This is a genomic window from Natronorubrum halalkaliphilum, assembly GCF_009834785.1.
In the GTDB taxonomy this organism is placed as follows: Archaea; Halobacteriota; Halobacteria; order Halobacteriales; family Natrialbaceae; genus Natronorubrum; species Natronorubrum halalkaliphilum.
Map to the genome: position 1 here is coordinate 99161 of NZ_WUYX01000015.1, position 16457 is coordinate 115617.

Annotated in this window: 15 protein-coding genes; 3 read left to right on the forward strand and 12 right to left on the reverse strand. The window is 64.9% G+C overall.

From position 1 onward, the window contains the following. Nucleotides 1-20: 20 nt before the first annotated feature. Nucleotides 21-950 carry a branched-chain amino acid transaminase gene (locus GS429_RS03800; RefSeq protein ID WP_160062868.1) on the reverse strand — a complete coding sequence of 310 codons (930 nt, stop codon included), beginning with the start codon at nt 948-950 and terminating at the stop codon, nt 21-23. A gap of 224 nt (nt 951-1174) precedes the next feature. Here GS429_RS03800 and GS429_RS03805 point away from each other — a divergent pair, with 224 nt between their 5' ends. Continuing rightward, complete coding sequence (locus GS429_RS03805; protein ID WP_160062870.1) at nt 1175-2425, forward strand: YncE family protein; 1251 nt, start codon at nt 1175-1177, stop codon at nt 2423-2425. A 3-nt stretch (nt 2426-2428) separates the two neighbouring features. Then, nucleotides 2429-4471 carry a copper resistance CopC/CopD family protein gene (locus GS429_RS03810; protein WP_160062872.1) on the forward strand — a complete coding sequence of 681 codons (2043 nt, stop codon included), beginning with the start codon at nt 2429-2431 and terminating at the stop codon, nt 4469-4471. A gap of 110 nt (nt 4472-4581) precedes the next feature. On the opposite strand, the gene GS429_RS03815 is transcribed toward GS429_RS03810, so the two are convergent. Further along, entirely contained in the window at nt 4582-5115 is a 534-nt protein-coding gene (locus tag GS429_RS03815) for a winged helix-turn-helix transcriptional regulator (protein ID WP_160062874.1), read from the reverse strand. A 252-nt stretch (nt 5116-5367) separates the two neighbouring features. Here GS429_RS03815 and GS429_RS03820 point away from each other — a divergent pair, with 252 nt between their 5' ends. Then, nucleotides 5368-5790, forward strand: coding sequence for a DUF7471 family protein (locus GS429_RS03820; RefSeq protein ID WP_160062876.1), 423 nt, complete (start codon nt 5368-5370; stop codon nt 5788-5790). A 4-nt stretch (nt 5791-5794) separates the two neighbouring features. Here the strand turns inward: GS429_RS03820 and ribB are convergent, their stop codons facing one another. From ribB to glpK, 10 genes are all read right to left on the reverse strand, one after another. Then, nucleotides 5795-6514: a 3,4-dihydroxy-2-butanone-4-phosphate synthase gene (gene ribB, locus GS429_RS03825; protein ID WP_160062878.1), complete on the reverse strand. Its 720-nt coding sequence runs from the start codon at nt 6512-6514 to the stop codon at nt 5795-5797. Then, a complete protein-coding gene (locus GS429_RS03830) occupies nt 6511-7218 on the reverse strand; it encodes a DUF120 domain-containing protein (RefSeq protein WP_160062880.1) in 708 nt (235 codons plus the stop codon). Before GS429_RS03830 ends, ribB begins: the two co-directional genes overlap by 4 nt. A 283-nt stretch (nt 7219-7501) precedes the next feature. Beyond that, nucleotides 7502-8806, reverse strand: coding sequence for an acyl-CoA thioester hydrolase/BAAT C-terminal domain-containing protein (locus tag GS429_RS03835; RefSeq protein ID WP_160062882.1), 1305 nt, complete (start codon nt 8804-8806; stop codon nt 7502-7504). Between the two features lie 178 nt (nt 8807-8984). Then, nucleotides 8985-9770: a histidine kinase gene (locus GS429_RS03840; protein ID WP_328821229.1), complete on the reverse strand. Its 786-nt coding sequence runs from the start codon at nt 9768-9770 to the stop codon at nt 8985-8987. 70 nt (nt 9771-9840) lie between these two features. After that, on the reverse strand, nt 9841-10887 hold the full coding sequence (gene twy1, locus GS429_RS03845) for a 4-demethylwyosine synthase TYW1 (protein ID WP_160062884.1): 1047 nt from the start codon (nt 10885-10887) through the stop codon (nt 9841-9843). A 64-nt stretch (nt 10888-10951) separates the two neighbouring features. Then, nucleotides 10952-12181 (reverse strand): outer membrane protein assembly factor BamB family protein, encoded by a 1230-nt coding sequence (locus GS429_RS03850; RefSeq protein WP_160062886.1) that lies wholly within the window; start codon nt 12179-12181, stop codon nt 10952-10954. A gap of 98 nt (nt 12182-12279) precedes the next feature. Continuing rightward, nucleotides 12280-12570, reverse strand: a complete 291-nt coding sequence (locus GS429_RS03855; protein ID WP_160062888.1) for a hypothetical protein — start codon at nt 12568-12570, stop codon at nt 12280-12282. Between the two features lie 112 nt (nt 12571-12682). Next, nucleotides 12683-13366 carry an HAD-IIB family hydrolase gene (locus tag GS429_RS03860; protein ID WP_160062890.1) on the reverse strand — a complete coding sequence of 228 codons (684 nt, stop codon included), beginning with the start codon at nt 13364-13366 and terminating at the stop codon, nt 12683-12685. A gap of 279 nt (nt 13367-13645) precedes the next feature. Continuing rightward, nucleotides 13646-14752: a DUF7973 family transport facilitator gene (locus GS429_RS03865; RefSeq protein ID WP_328821230.1), complete on the reverse strand. Its 1107-nt coding sequence runs from the start codon at nt 14750-14752 to the stop codon at nt 13646-13648. Further along, a complete protein-coding gene (gene glpK / locus GS429_RS03870) occupies nt 14749-16296 on the reverse strand; it encodes a glycerol kinase GlpK (protein WP_328821231.1) in 1548 nt (515 codons plus the stop codon). The genes GS429_RS03865 and glpK overlap by 4 nt, the downstream gene beginning before the upstream one ends. Between the last annotated feature and the right edge of the window lie 161 nt (nt 16297-16457).

Here is a 16457-nt window from a genome sequence, read left to right on the forward strand (position 1 = left end):
AACTCGAGCGGGCGGTCAGTTCAGACGTAGTCGAACCACTCGTCGTACTCGTCGGTCTTGCGCTCGACGACGTCGAAGAACCGCGACTGAATCTCCTCCGTGACGGGACCGCGGGAGCCGTCGCCGATGACGACGTTGTCGACCTTCCGGATGGGCGTCACTTCGGCCGCGGAGCCGGTGAAGAACAGTTCGTCCGCAGTGTTCAACTCGCCGCGGGAGATCGAGACGTTGTCGTGGACGGTGTAGCCGAGGTCCTCGGCGAGCGTGATCACGGTATCCCGCGTGATGCCGTCGAGGATCGACTCCGACAGCCCGGGCGTGTAAATCTCGTCGTCGCGCACGAGGAAGATGTTCTCGCCGGGTCCTTCCGCGACGTTTCCTTCCTTGTTCAGGACGATCGCCTCGGCATAGCCGTTCCGGCGGGCTTCCTCGCCCGCGAGCATGCTGTTGACGTACAGGCCGGTCGTCTTCGCGTTCGTCGGTATCTGACTCGAGGCGTGCTTGCGCCACGTGGAGATCATCACGTCGATCCCTTCCTCGAGTGCCTCTTCGCCGAGATACGTTCCCCACGGCCAGGCGGCGATTGCCGTCTTCGTCGGACAGTCTTTCGGACTGACGCCGAGTGAGTTGTAGCCGTAGAACGAGATCGGGCGGATGTAACACGACTGGAGGTCCTGGCGCTGAATGAGTTCGACCGTCGCGTCGGTGAGTTCCTCCTTCGTGTAGCCGATATCCATCTCGTACGGTTTCGCGGACTGGAACAGCCGCTCCAGGTGTTCCTCCCAGCGGAATATCGCGGGGCCTTCTTCGGTCTCGTAACAGCGTGCGCCCTCGAAGATGCCGCTACCGTAGTGGAGTCCGTGCGTGAGCACGTGAATTTGTGCGTCGTCCCAGTCGACGAACTCGCCGTCCATCCAGATCGTGTCGACATCCATCTCGTCGAATCCCATGATCGAGAGTGTTACGAGCCACCGTACTAAGTGTTCGCGATTTGCGACTCGAATTAATCGGCGGGATCGAACTGATCGGTCCACCCGTTATCGTGGCCGGTGTCCGTCGTCGAATGCGCTCGTCGATGGGAACGGAGCGAGCACCGACCGATCACGCGGCTCCGTCTCCGGGTTTCGGTTGTTGTACCAGAACGGGTTATATCGAGGGTGTTTTTCGGTTGAACATGGACGCTTCGATCGCTCGACGACGCTTCGTACAGGTAGTCGCTGGAAGTTCGACGATCGCTCTCGCCGGATGCGTCGGCGGAGACGACGATGCCGACGACGGTACCGGCGACGACCCGAACGGCGACGGGGACGACCCGAACGGCGACGAATCGAGCGGCGAGGGAAGCGAGGGATTCATCTACGCGTTCGCACCGAATACGATCGCGATCATCGACCCGGCGGACGGAGAAATCGTCGACGAGATCGCCGACGGACTCGACGACGAGGGATGGGGCGACCCGCGGATCACGGCCGACTACGGCGAGATCTACGTCACCCGAGAGTCGCCCTCGCAAGTGCTCGTCATCGACACCGAACGCCGCGAGATCGTCGACGAAGTCGACATCGGGCCGGATCCGACGCACATGTACCACCCGAACGACGACGAGATGTGGGCCCACAGTGACGGCGAAGGGACGTTCTACGTCATCGACACCGACTCCCACGACGTCACGGAAATCGTGGAGTCCGGCCTCGAGAACGAGGGGCACGGCAAACTACTGTACCACGAAGACCTCGGCTCGACTGGGTACGCGACGAACGTCAACGACCCCGGCGTGCCGGTGATCGACCTCGAAAACTACGAGCGAAGCGAATTCATCGAATTTGCCGACGTCGACGATCAAGGCACCCACTACAAGGCCTACAGCCCCGAAACTGAACTCGCGTACTTCGAGTTCGGAGACGAAACCGTCGTCGTCGACTCCGAAAGCTACGAGATAGTGGATAGGCTCGACTTCGCGGGCGGCATGTACCTCTCGCCCGACGAGGCAGTACTCGGCGTCCTCGACGGAAACAGCATCCGGTTCCTCGACGCGACGAGCGAAGAGAGCGAGGAACACGGCGTCGTCGACGTCGACGAGGGGCCGGACGCGCTCCGCTACCATGAGGCCGAAGACGGGACACTCTACGCCTTCACCGCCCACACGCAGACCGATCAGGCGTCGATCATCGACGTCGAAGACCTCGAAATCGTCGAGACGGTCGACATCGGCGACATCGAGCGCCCCGAGGACGCCCACCACCTCCACCGCAGCGGCGTGGCCGGCGGGGGCTACTTCATCACCCCCGCTGACGCGGACGGAATCGTCGCTATCGTCGACATGGAAGCCCAGGAGGTCGTCGACCACGTCGAGGTCGAAGAGGGCGTCGACACGGTCCAGTTCGTCGGCGATTCCGGCGGCGGATACTCCGGTACCCTCCGCTAACCGATGGGATCGAAACGGTCGGCCAGTAGCGCGGGCTCGCCCTCCCGAAAATCGCTACTCCCGATACTGCTCGTCGCACTCGTCGTGATGGCACTCGCGATCGGACTCGTCGCGACCCCGGTCGCGGCCCACGCCTACCTGAGCGACTCCGATCCCGGAAACGGCGAGCAGGTCGACGACGTGCCCGAAGAGGTCACGCTCTACTTTTCGGGTGACGGCGTCGTCAACGCCGACGTCGTCGTCGAGGGCCCGGACGGTGACCCGGTCTCGAGCGAACCCGAGATCGACGACGAAGACAGCCAGATCGTCCGCGTCCCGATCGACGACGCCGACGCCGAAGAGGGGATGTACACCGTCGACTGGGAGGTACTCGCCGAGGACGGCCATACCACTGCCGGCTCGTTCTTCTTCGCCGTCGGCGACGAGCCGCTTGATCGCGCCGCCGTTCTCGAGGCCTACGAAGACGGCGGCGAGGGCGAGGAAGACGAGTCGATCCCGCCGTTCGAGGCGGCGGCGAAGGCGCTGTTGCTCGTCGGCGTCGCCGGCCTGATCGGGATTCCGGCGGTCGCGACCGCCGCCGTCGGTCCGGTGTTCGCTCGAGCGGATGCGTCACACCGAGAACGGATCGGCGGACGCATCGGGACGCTCCTCGCCGGCGCTTCCGGACTCGCGGCTCTGGGCGCGATCGCGCTCGGACTCGCTCGGGCCACGGCACTCGGGCCACTCTCGGCGGAAACGATCGTCCAGTTCGCGGAGACGCCGCTCGGACAGGCCTGGCTCGTACAGGTCGCCCTCGCCGTCGGCGTCACCGGACTCGTCGCCGCACTGGTTCGGGGCCACCTCCCGCGACGCGGATCGCTCGTCGGAACGTTCCTCGGCGCGCTGGCCGTCGCGGGAACGATCGCGTGGACGAGCCACTCCGCGACCGCGATCGACCGACTGAACGGAACAATCGTCGACTTCGTCCATATCATCGGCGCCGGCCTCTGGGTCGGCGGACTGGCCGTCCTCGCGTTCGTCGTCGTGCCGACGGTTCGAAACGCACATCCCGACGACCGTCCCGTCTTGCTCGCGAACGTGATCCGCCGGTTCTCGATCCTCGCGCTCGTCGGCGTCACGTTCGTCGTCGCGACGGGATTCGTCCTGGCGTCGTGGCACGTCCCGACCGCCAGCGGCCTCACGGACACCTTCTACGGTCTCGTCCTGGCCGCGAAACTGCTCCTCGTCGCCGCCGCGCTCGCGCTCGGCGGCCTCACTCGATACGTCCTCCTGGGCCGACTCGAGTCGGACGCGACGAAGGAGACGCTCGACGGGTCGCGCCCGGCGAGCACGGACGGCGGGAGCGACGGGCCCAGCAGGCAGCTAACGGTCTCCCGGATCGCTCGAGCCGTCCGACTCGAGGTCACGCTTCTGGTCGTCGTCCTGGTACTCTCGGGAGTTCTCACCTCCGCGCCGACGGCCGCGGTCGCGGGTACAGGCACGGACGGCGACGCACCGATCGAAGCGACGATCGAGTACGAGTACGACGACGTACTCGTCGAAGTAACGGCGTTCCCGGCTGCCAACGAGTCGATCGACGACTCTTTCGAGCTCCGAACGGACGAGCCGATCGTTTTCGAGGTCGGTTTCCTCGAGAACGGCTCAACGGTCGAATCCGAACAGCCAGTCCGGTTGCTGGCGAGCGGCGGGGACGGCACGGAGATCGAAGTCGAACTCGAGGAGACCGACGACGGCACCTACGCGACGGTACAGCCGCTTCCCGACGCGGGCGAGTGGGAGCTTCGCGTCACCGGTGCACCGGACGGATCGTACGTCAGCGAGTGGATCGACGCGACTGCGCTTCCCGCAGCAGAACACGCCGAACACGACGACGGGCCGAACCACGATCACGGCGAAGAAGAGCACGATCACGACCGCGACCACGAACCCGCCGACGAGACGTCGCCGTTTCAAACGCTCCTCGAGTTCGGTGCCGTCGCGACCGTGATTGTCGGTTCGCTTGCGGTCGCCGTCGAAGGGCTCCATCGGCGGAGCAAGAACGACTGAAACGGCGGCGCTCCGCACACCTCACTCGAGGATTGCCGTTCGAACACGGGGGGCCACCGGGAACGAGCGGGCTGAATCGTCGGCGCTGACGACTACGACTACCGCTACGGCTACGTCGACCCCGACGTCGAGGTCCCCTCGAGCAAGCCGTCGACGAGGCGAGTGAACCGGTCGACCAACCGATCGGGAACCGTCGGCGCGATCTCCGAGAGCAGCGGTGCAGTGCGATCGGGATTCGCAAGCGAGAGCGAGACGTGGTTTCGTTCGTCGTACGTTTTTTCGACGATGTCGCGTTCGGTCAGGTGGTCGAGATGGTACTCGAGCGTGCTCCGGGCGATCTCGAGTTCATCCGCGACCGTCGCTGGACGGCTGGGTTCGTGCTCGATCAGGAACACGACGATCTCGCGGCTGGTTTCGCGGCGGAACAGCGCCAGTGCGCCGCGCTCCCAGTCGTCGTACTGGGGCGGGTAGTAGTGTGTCTGTCCGTGGATTTCCTCGCGGACGAGGTCGCCGGTATCGATCAGTCGACGAACGTGGTACTGAACCTGTCCCGGCGCAAACTCGGACAGCCTGACGAGTTCGTTGAAGTGGATGCCGGCGTTCGAGTGGATGTGCGCTCTGATCTGGTTTCGAGTGTCGCTCATTGGAATCGAGTTAGGTGCCGTTCGTGGTTTGTATCCCGTCGACCGGGCATCAGCTGTTAGGTGAACCTAGCGCTAGTAGGCTGATAACGGCTTCCGATCGTTCCCGGTCGGTGAGAACGGGTCATTTGCACCGTTTTTATACGCTGAGCGAAACGCCGTCCTGCGGTCGGCTGTGCGATGACGGTCAGTAGCGACGATAGCGGTGACCGAAGCACATACGTGACTCTCCGACCGATGGAGAGTATAGCGCCGATGGATCACACGAACCCCTTGGATATCCCCTGGCTGGACCCGCAACTGGCCCCGGTCCTCCTCGCCGTGATCATCCTCGCCGTCATCGGGACGGCGATTCTCTTCTGTTGTGGACTCGTGGCGTACTCCCGGCGACGGTCGAGTCGATACCTGCTCATCACGGTCGTCCTCGGACTGCTCGTGTCGCGTTCGCTCGTCGGACTCGGTACCGTCTTCGGACTCGTGCCGATGACGATCCATCACCTCGTCGAGCACAGCGTCGACTTCACCATCGCCGTTTTGATTCTGTACGCGGTCTATCGGAGCGGCCCGATGGGCGAAACCGTGACGAAACCCGAGTCAGAGACTGGCTCCGAAACGAAAGCCGACACGAAAACCGACACGGATTCGGACCACGTCTCGCCGGGAACCGACGGCGGCTGACCGTCTACGCTAATCGCTCGAGGACGTCGCTCCCCTCGAGGTAGCAGAACTCGTGGCGATCGGCGTACGAACGGGCGTCGACCGGCGACAGGGCCTCGCCCGTTTCGTCATCCAGCATCTCACAGACGACGATGGCGGGGGAGAGATCCGCCGCCTCGGCGAGTGCGACGCCGAGTTCGGTGTGGCCCTCGCGCTGTGCGAGAAGGTCGGGTGCGGCTTTCAACAGGTGAACGTGGCCGGGGACGCGAAACTCGTCAGCGAACGCCGTGTTATCCGGTGTGGCGGCGGCCGCGCCCAGCGCCTGAATCGTCGTCGAGCGGTCCTTGTCCGTAATACCGGTGTAGGTATCCCGGTGGTTGACCGTCAACGAGAACGAAGAGCGTTCGTCGTACCCGAGTTCGTGATCGGCGGTCGCGGGGTGGTCGACCTCGTCGGTGTAGAAGGGAAGGTCGAACGCCTCGGCGGTCTCGTGATCGAACGCGACGCAGACGAGACCGCCGGCGTCGTTTCGCAGTCGGGAGACGGCATCGGGCGTCACGCTATCGGCGTGGTAGATCAGATCGGTCTCGCCCTCGCGGTCGGCCGCGTCGTGGACGAGCACCGGATCGCCGGCTCGCAGCGCCTCGAGCGCGTCGTCGACGGTGTTTGCCGTTGTCGGCGCGTTCCGCTCGCCGTCTGCGTCCGCGCTCGCGTTCGATCGCGTGCCCGCGTGATGGCCCGTCATTGCCGATCACCCACGTAGACCGTGACGTGATCGTCGTCCTCGAGGGCCAGTTCCTCGCGGAGTTTGTCCGGCGCGATGACCTCGAGCTGGTCCTCGTCGTGGTGCGTTCGTTCGGGCGCGATAATGTGGGCGTTCTCGTAGCGGTCGCCGTCGGCGGTTTCGACCGCCGCCCGATGACAGACTGCCGGGCCGTAGGTACGGTCCTCGTCCTCCCAGCCGTCGATCGGCACCGGCTCGAGCGAACCGATGGCGCTTCGGCGGCGCACGCTGTCGTCCCGGAGATCGACGTTCAGGGTCCCGGGGAAGGGCTCGTAGCCGAGTCGGTCCTCGAACTGGCGTTTGTAACCCGGCAGCGAAATGTAGTGGCGACCTTCACCCATGCCGCTGGTGACGGTGCCGTCGAGTTCGATTTCGGACGCCGTCTCGAAGATGCGACGGTAATCCTCGTACTCGGCGTGAAGCGTGTGTTCGCCGTCGTCGGTGATCGCCACCCACTGGCCGTCACTGACCGTATCGCGCTCGAGCAAGCCGGCGCTCTCGAGCCGTTGCAGCCGTCGCGAGGCGGTCTGATTCGACGCGTTGAGACGATCCGCGAGGTGAGAACAGGAGATCTTGACGTCGCCCTCGAGTCCACCCTCGAATGCGAGCAGTTTGAGCACGGCGAGTTCGTCGTGCCCGACGGCGGACTCAGCTGACACTGACATACCCGAGGCTATGGGGTACCTCCGTAAAAGCATACCGAATGTGGAATGCGTAACAAAACTGTGATGGTGTTGTCGAGCGTTTATCCGCGGTACCGGACCGTTGGGGAGTCGGGGCAAAAAGCCATCGGTGACTCCCACCGAGGAATATCGTCAGTCGAACGTCGGGGTGGGACTCATACTGTTGGACAGAACGACGTGAAGCCGATCGTTTTGCTGGGGTCGCCACCGTGGGAAACGACCCCGAATTCACGATCGGCTTCGTATTGACTGCTGTCCAACAGTATCACCCGAGGGTCGAAAACGCCTCCAGCACATGCGGCCAGTGTTCGTGGGCCGCCTGGGCGTTCCCGGCTAGCGATCCGCCGTATCCTTCCCCCGTTGTTCCCCGGACCGGCCTGTACGGTGGATAGATCCCGTGGCCGGCCGTCTCGTAGACGAGATGCTCGAACGAGCGATGGTCATGGGATTCGAATCGCTCGGTCGCGAACTCGTGAAGTTGTGCGGTCGGCCACAGTTCGTCGTCGCCGCCCGAGACCAGGACGACGTCGCCGTCGATCCGTTCGACGGGAATCGTGGCGTCGTCGATCGTCGCCGCGCTCACGGACTCGATCGATTCGAGGAAAAACTCCCGTCCCGACAGCCCCTCCTCGGTCGTGCCATTGACGTACGGAACGTACGGTACCGGCTCCCCGTCCAGCGACCACGACGACGTTTCGGGCGGATCGGTTACGGTGGCCCCACCCTCCCAGACCAGCCCGCTGCCGACGATCGAGACGACCGGACCGATCGCGTCGAACTGACTGCCGGCGAGCAGCGCGAGTTCGCCCCCCTTCGACAGCCCGATCACGCCGACCTGATCGCCGGTTACCCCCTCGCGATCGAGGAGCCACTCGGCCGCCGTTTCGACGTACTCGAGGGGAACCTCGACGAGATCGTCCGAAAGCTCCCCGCTTCCGAAGTACTGCAGTGCGAACGCCGTGTACCCTCGCTGAGCGAGCTGTACTGCGTGATCGACCAGCGGCCGACCGTCGGAGCCGTGCAGCACGAGGACGCCAGGGCCACCGTCGCCGTCGGGCGGCTCGAACACGTCGCCGACTAACTCGTCGCGGTCGGGCTCCGCAGACGCTTCGGGGTCCGGATGCCGTCGGCGCAGTTCGGTCGAGCCGAGCCGCTCGTCCTCGGTCCCGACGCTGTAAGTCAGTCGTTCCTCGCCCGAGGGACGATACTCCCAGAACGACTCGTAGCTGCACTGGATCAGCGCGACCCCTATCGGGACGTCGAGATCCGCCGGCACGTGGCCGCCGACGACACTCGCGCTCGACGGATCGAGCCGGCCGTCGCCGTCGGTCTCGAGAGTCGCAATCGCCCCGGAACCGTTCTCCGGCCACTCGAGGGTCACCTCGAGTTCCGTCTCCGCGGGAAGCCCGTCGACTGTCAGGTCGAACGGCTCGTCGGGACGGACTTTTCGGGGGTGCTCGAACGCGATCTCGTCGCCCGATTCGCCGCCGACGCAGCCGGCCGCCCCTGCCGTGAGCAGACTCCCGGCTCCCGCGAGAGCGCGTCGTCGCGTGAATCTCGGATGTTCCATTTCGTATCCGCACGCGTTTCCTCCACAGTTATCAAAATAAAACCACGTGTGCGAGTCGCTCCGTGATCGCTCTGCTGTCGTTCCAATACCACGGGAGGTCTCCGCGTGGCGTAACGCTCGTGATTTGCAAGGGACAAATCGAGGTAGATGTCCCCCGCCACGGCGATAGAACCGGTTCTCAAAGGTCGCGATCGATCGCGTCGTCGATGGCCGCCACGCGCTCGAGGTCGTCCGTCCAGAAGCCGTCCCAGACGCGCGGTTCGGTCTCGAGACAGACCAGTGCGGACCCGCGAGTCGAGTCGGGGTCCTTGGGTCGGTGGACGACGAACCAGGCGTTTCGATACGTGGGAGTCGTCCCGCTGTGGACGGTCACGTCGAGATCGATGGGGGTCGCGCCGTCGTCGACGCCGTAGACGTGGACGTCGACATCGGTCGCCGTGAGTTCGTCGTACACCGCTCGAGTTCCCACTTCGTCGTCGATCCGCGAGAGGCGCTGAAACGAACTTCGCAACGTCCCGCCGCCGTTGTTCCACGCCAACTGCTCGATGCGTCGAGAGAGCAGAATCAACAGCAGTTTCTCCTTGTGAGCGAGGGGATACCCGCGAAGCTGTAGACGCGAGTCTTCGAGCCCTGCGAGTACGTCCGGAAGCTCGATCTCACCGAGCCCTCTGGCACCCGTCACGAACAGGTCGGAGTTGATCGCCAGTATCGTCTCGTACAGTTCGGCCATCGGCGAAGTAGCGACGGGTGTACCGTCCTCGAGCAACACGGCCGTATCGTCGTCGCTCTCGAGCGTATCGGTCAGCTCTGCGGCAATCGCCGTGTCCGCATCCGACCGCACGTCGATCGACTGCGTTTCGAACGTCTCCTCGAGCATCGTCTCGAGCGGACCGGGTGCGTCGCCAACGACGGCGATCGACCGCTCAGGTGTGTCGGTCTCGTCGATGAACGGTCGGAGCGTCACGGGCGAAAATTCGGGAGAACGGATCTTAAGCGTTCTCGCCACAACCGGTTCCTCGGTACGGCAGCCCGTATCAGTCCCCAGTCATCGGATCGCGGGCCCAGAACTCGCTGTCTTTCTTCAGCTTCGGCACCCAGGTGTCTTCGGTCTTCGAGAGCAGCGCGACCCGGGAGGCCGGAACCTCCTTGAGTTCCGTAAACTCGGGCATGTATTCCCCGATCCGTTCGGTAAACTCGACGACCTCCTCGTGGTCGGGCATCGCCGAGCGGTCGAGCCGTCCCTGCGAGTGGCCGACGTGCATGTACGCCTTCATCTCGATGAAGTCCGGGTCGGCCTGCTGGTAGAAGCCGGCGTACCAGTCGGGGTGGTGCATGTTTTCGCCCTTGACGAGCGTCGTCCGCAGGACGGTACGAGTCTCGTCCTTTTCCGCGAGGACGTCCATCGTCTCGAGGAGTTTCTCCCAGGCGTCGTCTTCCATCGCGCCGACGACCTCGTCGAAGGTGTGACGCTCGGGGGCGTCGACGCTGACGTACAGTTGCGTCGGATCGCACTCCCGGAGCATCTCGGGCCGGGTGCCGTTGGAGACGAGGAAGGTCGTGATATCGCGGTCGTGGAACGCGTCGATGAGTTCGGGCAGATACGGGTACAGCGACGGCTCGCCATCGAGCGAGATGGCGACGTGACGGGGCTCCATCGACTGCTCGAACACCTCGCGCGGAACCTCGTCGTTGCCGCCGAAGCCAGAGAGGAGCCGTTTCTGGAGTCGGATCGAGGCGTCGACGACGGCCTCGGGGTCGTCCCACTCGACGTCGTCCATCTCGTAGGAGTGGCCCTGATGGTCGCGCCAGCAGAAGACACAGCGCTCGTTGCAGCGGACCACGGGCGTCATCTGGATACAGCGATGGGACTCGATCCCGTAGTAAATGTTCTTGTAGCATTTCCCCTCGCCGCGGAGCGCGTTCGCCGTCCAGCCACAGGTCTGGGCGGCCGTGTGGTTCTCGCTGTGGTAGTCCGGACTCGAGACCTGCATCGGTCCGCCGTCACCATCCTCGCCCTCCCGGTCGGCATCGGTTCCGGCGTCGGTGCCGGGTTCGACGCCGGAATCGGCGGAGTCGCTCATGTTGCCCTCGATTAGGCAGGGGCGGACAAAAGGCGTGTGGTGTGTCTCGACGGCGACGCGCCGACTACTCGAGGACGACCACGCCCCCTCTGGTTCCGAGAACGATGACGTCGTCGACGAGCGCGAGGGCGTGGCCGGCGCGAGCGCCGTCAGTCTCCAGTTCCCAGCGGACGTCGCCGGTTTCGACCTCGAGGGCGAACAGGCTCCCAGCCTCGCTCGCCGATTCGCCGGGATGGCCGCCGCCCGTGTAGATCACTCCGTCGGCGACCGCGGGCGGGCCGGCCGGTTCGGGAACGGTCGTCTCCCAGTGGAGATCGCCGGTCTCGAGATCGAACGACGCGACGGTGCTTTCGTCGAGCCCGCCCGAACGGTTGTCGTAGCCGGTGGCGAGCAGCCGATTCCCGACCGTCGCCGGAGTCGGAACGTACGGTTCGAACGGACGGCTCCAGATCGTTCCCCGCGAGGAGAGGCATCTGACGGGTGCCCCGTGCCGGAAGTCTTCGTCGAATCCGCCCAGAGCGATCGTTCCGTCGACGACCGCCGGCTCCGAGGGACGGATGCGCGAATCGTATCCGTCGAGAGGAATCGCAGACCGTTCCGCCGGCCGAGAGGCTCCCTTCGGTTCGAACAGTCGGTGTGTCTGCACGGTCGTCCAGTGGAGCGTGCCGTCGGCGAGTGCGAGCGTCCCCTCCCGAGCCTCACCGTCGACGGTCCAGCGGCGGTCGCCGGTATCGGCGTGGACGCCGTGGAGGGCTCCGTCCGCGGTGTAGTAGACGGTTCCGTCGACCTCGAGAAACGACCGGAGCCGGCTGTTGTCGGCCAGCTCGTGTCGCCACACCACGTCACCCGTCTCGGCGTCCCGGGCCACGAGCGCCTCCCTGTTGGCGACGTAACACCGACCGTCGATCGCGGCGACGAAAACGACGTTCTCGTCGTCGTCGTCCCAGCGACGGTCGCCGTCCTCGAGTCGTCGGGCTTCGATCCCGCGGTGACCGCCGGCGAAGACGACGCCATCGGCGACGGCGATGTCACTGACGGAGCCTCGATCTCGGGCGCTCCACCGTTCGTTCGGTTCGTCCTGCGGCGGCCGCGCCGTCGGTGAGACGATGTCGTTGTCGAACGACCGGGTCGAACGAATCCACTCGCCACTTTCCGGACCGAAGGAGGCGGAGACGCGTCGGTTCGCCGGTGACGTGTCCTCGTCGGTGCTACTCCGACGGAGCAGATCCGTACAGCCCGCGACGCCGCTGACCGCGGCGATGCTCAGGAACGCTCGGCGACGAATGGAGGGCATACGAGACTGCGTACCGAGTCCGAAAGAATAGTCGTTCCGATGTCACGTCCGTCGAAAGAACGTCGGCGAGCGCCCTCTTCGGGACGGAGTCCGGCTGATCACCGGTCCGGAAGCGTTCCCGGCTCGGCCGGTTCGTCGTCCTCGGTCGACACTTCGCGCTCGAAGCCGTACAGGACCAGCCCGGTGTTAGCGGTCATGATGACGCCGGTCATCGGCGCAGTGGGCACGAACAGATAGAGTCCGATCCCGACCGCGAAGGGGACCGCGACGATCGCGGCCCACAGTAGCGGCCGCGAGAACTCGTTGCGTCTCGCGTCCCAGCGAGCGCCGGCGAACAGCGCAGCCGTGCCCACCACTCCGAAGAGGGCAACGAGGATGTCGACGACCATACGTTACGGTTCGTCGGCCGAAACAAAAGCGTTCTGAGTATCGGATGCAGTCGAGACCGTTCCCCCGGACAAACCATCCCGTCGCGCCTCGAGTCCGCCTCGAGAGTCGCGACTACACCGACCCGCGAACCCGCTCGAGCACCGCCAGCGTCCCGTCGGCGTGTGCGTCCTCGAGCACCTCGTCGGCGGCCGTCTTCGCGGCGTCGTCGGCGTTCCGAACGGCGAAACTCCGCCCGGCGACCTCGAACGTCGAGACGTCGTTGACCGAGTCGCCGACGGCGACGGCATCGGCGAGGTCGACGCCGACGCGTGCCGCGATCGTCTCGATCCCGTCGCCCTTGTTCGGATCGGTGTCCTTGACGTGGTAGGCGTAGCCGGTGTCGATCACCTCGAGGCCGTGTTTCGCGGCGATCTCCCGTAGCGGGCCGACGGGCTGCTCTAAATTGACCGCGATCTCGGTCTCTCGCCAGCGGTTGACGGTGTTTTCCGGGCCCCAGCCGGTGTCGTATCCGGCGGCGCGGTACTCCTCGAGGACGGCCTGTGCGGCCGCCCGATCGGCGGTGAAGAAGACGTCGTCGCCGGTGTAGACGACGCCGCCGTTCTCGGCGACGACGAGTTCCGGAACCCCGATGAAGTGACAGAGGGCAACGGGGTAGGGGAACGCCTTCCCGGTGGCGATTACGACCGGGGCATCCCAGTCGCGAATGGGCTCGAAGACGCGCGGATCGATGCCCCACCCCTCGGGGCGAGTGAGCGTGCCGTCGATGTCGAGCACGAGCGGCGGATCGTCGGTCATGACCGGAGATGGGGGTGCCGTCGCCTAAAGCGGACGGATAGCGGTGACGAACGAAGCGCGATGCTCGAGACGCGATGGAGGATCGGCGATAGGCGATTGGTGAGACGTACTGAGCAACACAAAGCGAGCCGCGGCTGACACGGTCTCCTGGAAGCCAGTAGCTGCGTAACTACGGCCCCCGTGGTTACGCAGGAAAATCGGGACGGTAGTCCGCCCGATGGTGTCGCCGCTCGAGTCAGCGAGCGACTCTAAAAAATCGTATCGAGATCGACTAGCTGTTCAGAGCGTCGGGACCCACGACGCGTCGGGGAAGATTCCCGCGAAGTACATGAGCGCGACGAGGAACGTCCCGAAGACGATCGCGGCCGCCGGCGGGTCGACGTGGGTGTCGCCGTGGGCGTAGAAGACGCGCTGGAACAGTTCGCCGAACAGCGCACAGATCACGCCGAAGACGATCGCGACGAGCAGCGCGCCGGATTGGCCGACCCCCGCGATGACGGCGTCTCCGCCGGCCATCACGGCGAGTGCGGCCGTCCCGGCGGGCAGCGTGATGTGGTGGGTTACCGGCACCTTTTCGATGCCGAGGTTGAGGAACAGCAGCGACGCCGCGCTGATCCCGAACGCGAGGAACGGACTCCCGGTCGCGATGGCGATCCAGCCACCGAGGATCCCGGCGAACGCACCCAGCGTGGCGACGTGGCCCCACTCGTACTGGTGGGGGAGCCACGGTTCGACGGCCAACCGACCGGTGGCGGCCGCGCCGGCCTCCTGTTCGGACGTGATCGCGTCGCCGCCTTCGGGCGTCTCCGATGCCACCGGATCGACCATCTTCTCCCCGCCGTCCGCCGAGGTGCGGCGCTCCTCGCGCTCGAACGGACTCATGTCGAGGACGTTGCTTCCGCGGACTTTACCGATGATGCTGTAGCCCAAAATGAGGCGATGGAAGATCGCTGATAGCACGACACCCATCGCGATAGGGTCGTACGGCAACGCGAGTGTATCGAACGCGACTTGCATCCACCAGCCGATCAAACCGAAGACGGCACCGACCACGAGCACGTCGGGTTTCGTTCCGAGCGCCTGCGCGATGTTCTTCGCCTGATGATAATCGGACTCGAACCCCTCCATGTACCCCTTCTTCGCGGCGTAGGCCGTCGCAGCGACACCGCCGGCGAAACTGACCGCTGGTGAGAACGCCGGTCCGAATGCGACCTGGCTGGTTATGAAGCCGTCACCGCCGGCGAGAACGGACGCTTCGCCGGCGATCACCATGAAGCCCGTGAAGACGAATGCCGGCAGCGGCCCGAACGCCGCTCCGAACGCGCCGCCGCCGAGCGAAGCGAGAATCTCGGGCAGACTCGAGAGCGCATCGATGAGAGCGCTCACTCACTCCCACCACCGTCTGTCGCCCAACCCAGCGACCGGTCGACGGCGTCGTTCCACCGGTCGTACAGCTCGTCGGCGTCGTCTCGGTCCATCTCCGGTTCGAACTCGCGGTCGACCTGCCAGTTATCGCGCAGACTGTCGACGTCGTCCCAGTACCCCACTGCGAGGCCGGCCGCGTACGCCGATCCCAGTGCCGTCGTCTCGTCGACGACCGGACGGACGATCTCCGACCCGATGATGTCCGACTGAAGCTGGCAGAGGTAGTTGTTCTTGACCGCGCCGCCGTCGACTTTCAGCGAGGTCATTTCGATGCCCGAATCGGCCTCCATCGCCTCCGCGACGTCCCGGGTCTGGTAGCCGATCGACTCGAGGGTCGCCCGGACGATGTGTTCCTTGCGGGTGCCCCGCGTCATTCCGACGATGGTCCCGCGTGCGCGCTGGTCCCAGTGGGGTGCGCCCAGCCCCGTAAACGCCGGGACGACGTAGACGCCGTCCGTCGAGTCGACGCTGCGGGCGAGTTCGGCCGTCTGGGCCGGGTTTTCGATCAGCGAGATATCTTCGAGCCACTCGATCGCGGCCCCGGTGATGAAGATCGATCCCTCCAGCGCGTACTGGACGTCCTCGCCCGAGCGCTGAAAGCCGATGGTCGTCAGCAGGCCGTGGTCGCTTTCGACGGCCTCGTTGCCGGTGTTCATCAGGAAGAACGAGCCCGTACCGTAGGTGTTCTTCGCGTCGCCGGCGTCGAAACAGGTCTGGCCGAACAGGGCCGCCTGCTGGTCGCCGAGCGCGCCCGCGACGGGAATCTCGGCCTCGAGGAAGCCCTCCTCGTCGGTCGTCCCGTACGTGGCGTCGTCGCTCGACGGTCGGACCTCCGGCAGCATCGCTTCGGGAACGTCGAACTCCGCGAGGAGGTCGTCGTCCCATTCGAGGTCGTGGATGTTGTACAACATCGTCCGCGAGGCGTTCGTGACCTCGGTGATGTGGTTGCCCGTGAGGTTGTAGACCAGCCACGTGTCGATGGTGCCGAAGAGGACTTCGCCCTTTTCAGCGCGGTCGCGGATGTCCTCGGGCCGCGAGCGCTCGAGTTTGATCGGATCGGCGTTGTCGAGCAGCCACTCGGCTTTCGTCGCCGAGAAGTAGGCGTCGGCCTCGAGGCCGGTTTTCTCGCGGATGGTTCCGACCTGGCCGTCGTCCTCGAGTTCCTCGACGCGGTCCGTGGTTCTGCGGTCCTGCCAGACGATGGCGTTGTGGACCGGTTTGCCGGAGTCGGCGTCCCACAGCAGCGTGGTCTCGCGCTGGTTGGTCACGCCCAGCGCCTCGAGCTGGTCGGGGCTGATGCCCGCCTGGCCGAGCGCCTGTGTAATAACGCGTTTCGTGTTCTCCCAGATTTCCATCGGGTCGTGTTCGACCCAGCCCGGTTCCGGGTAGATCTGTTCGTGCTTTTCGTATGCGTTCGCGACGACCTGGCCGCCGTGATCGAACACGATGAACCGCGTCCCGGTCGTCCCCTGGTCTACTGCACCGACGTACGTATTTGCTGTCACTGGTAGTCACCCCTTGGCTCGTCCACACGACGTGTTTACCGACGGTCGCGTGATACTGGTAAACAATCCCTACTATCATTATAAATGTTGCCGAACCCATAATCTCACTTTTGTAAATTAAATTATGTTATGGGTCGTATTGTCGCCGTTATTCGCTTCTT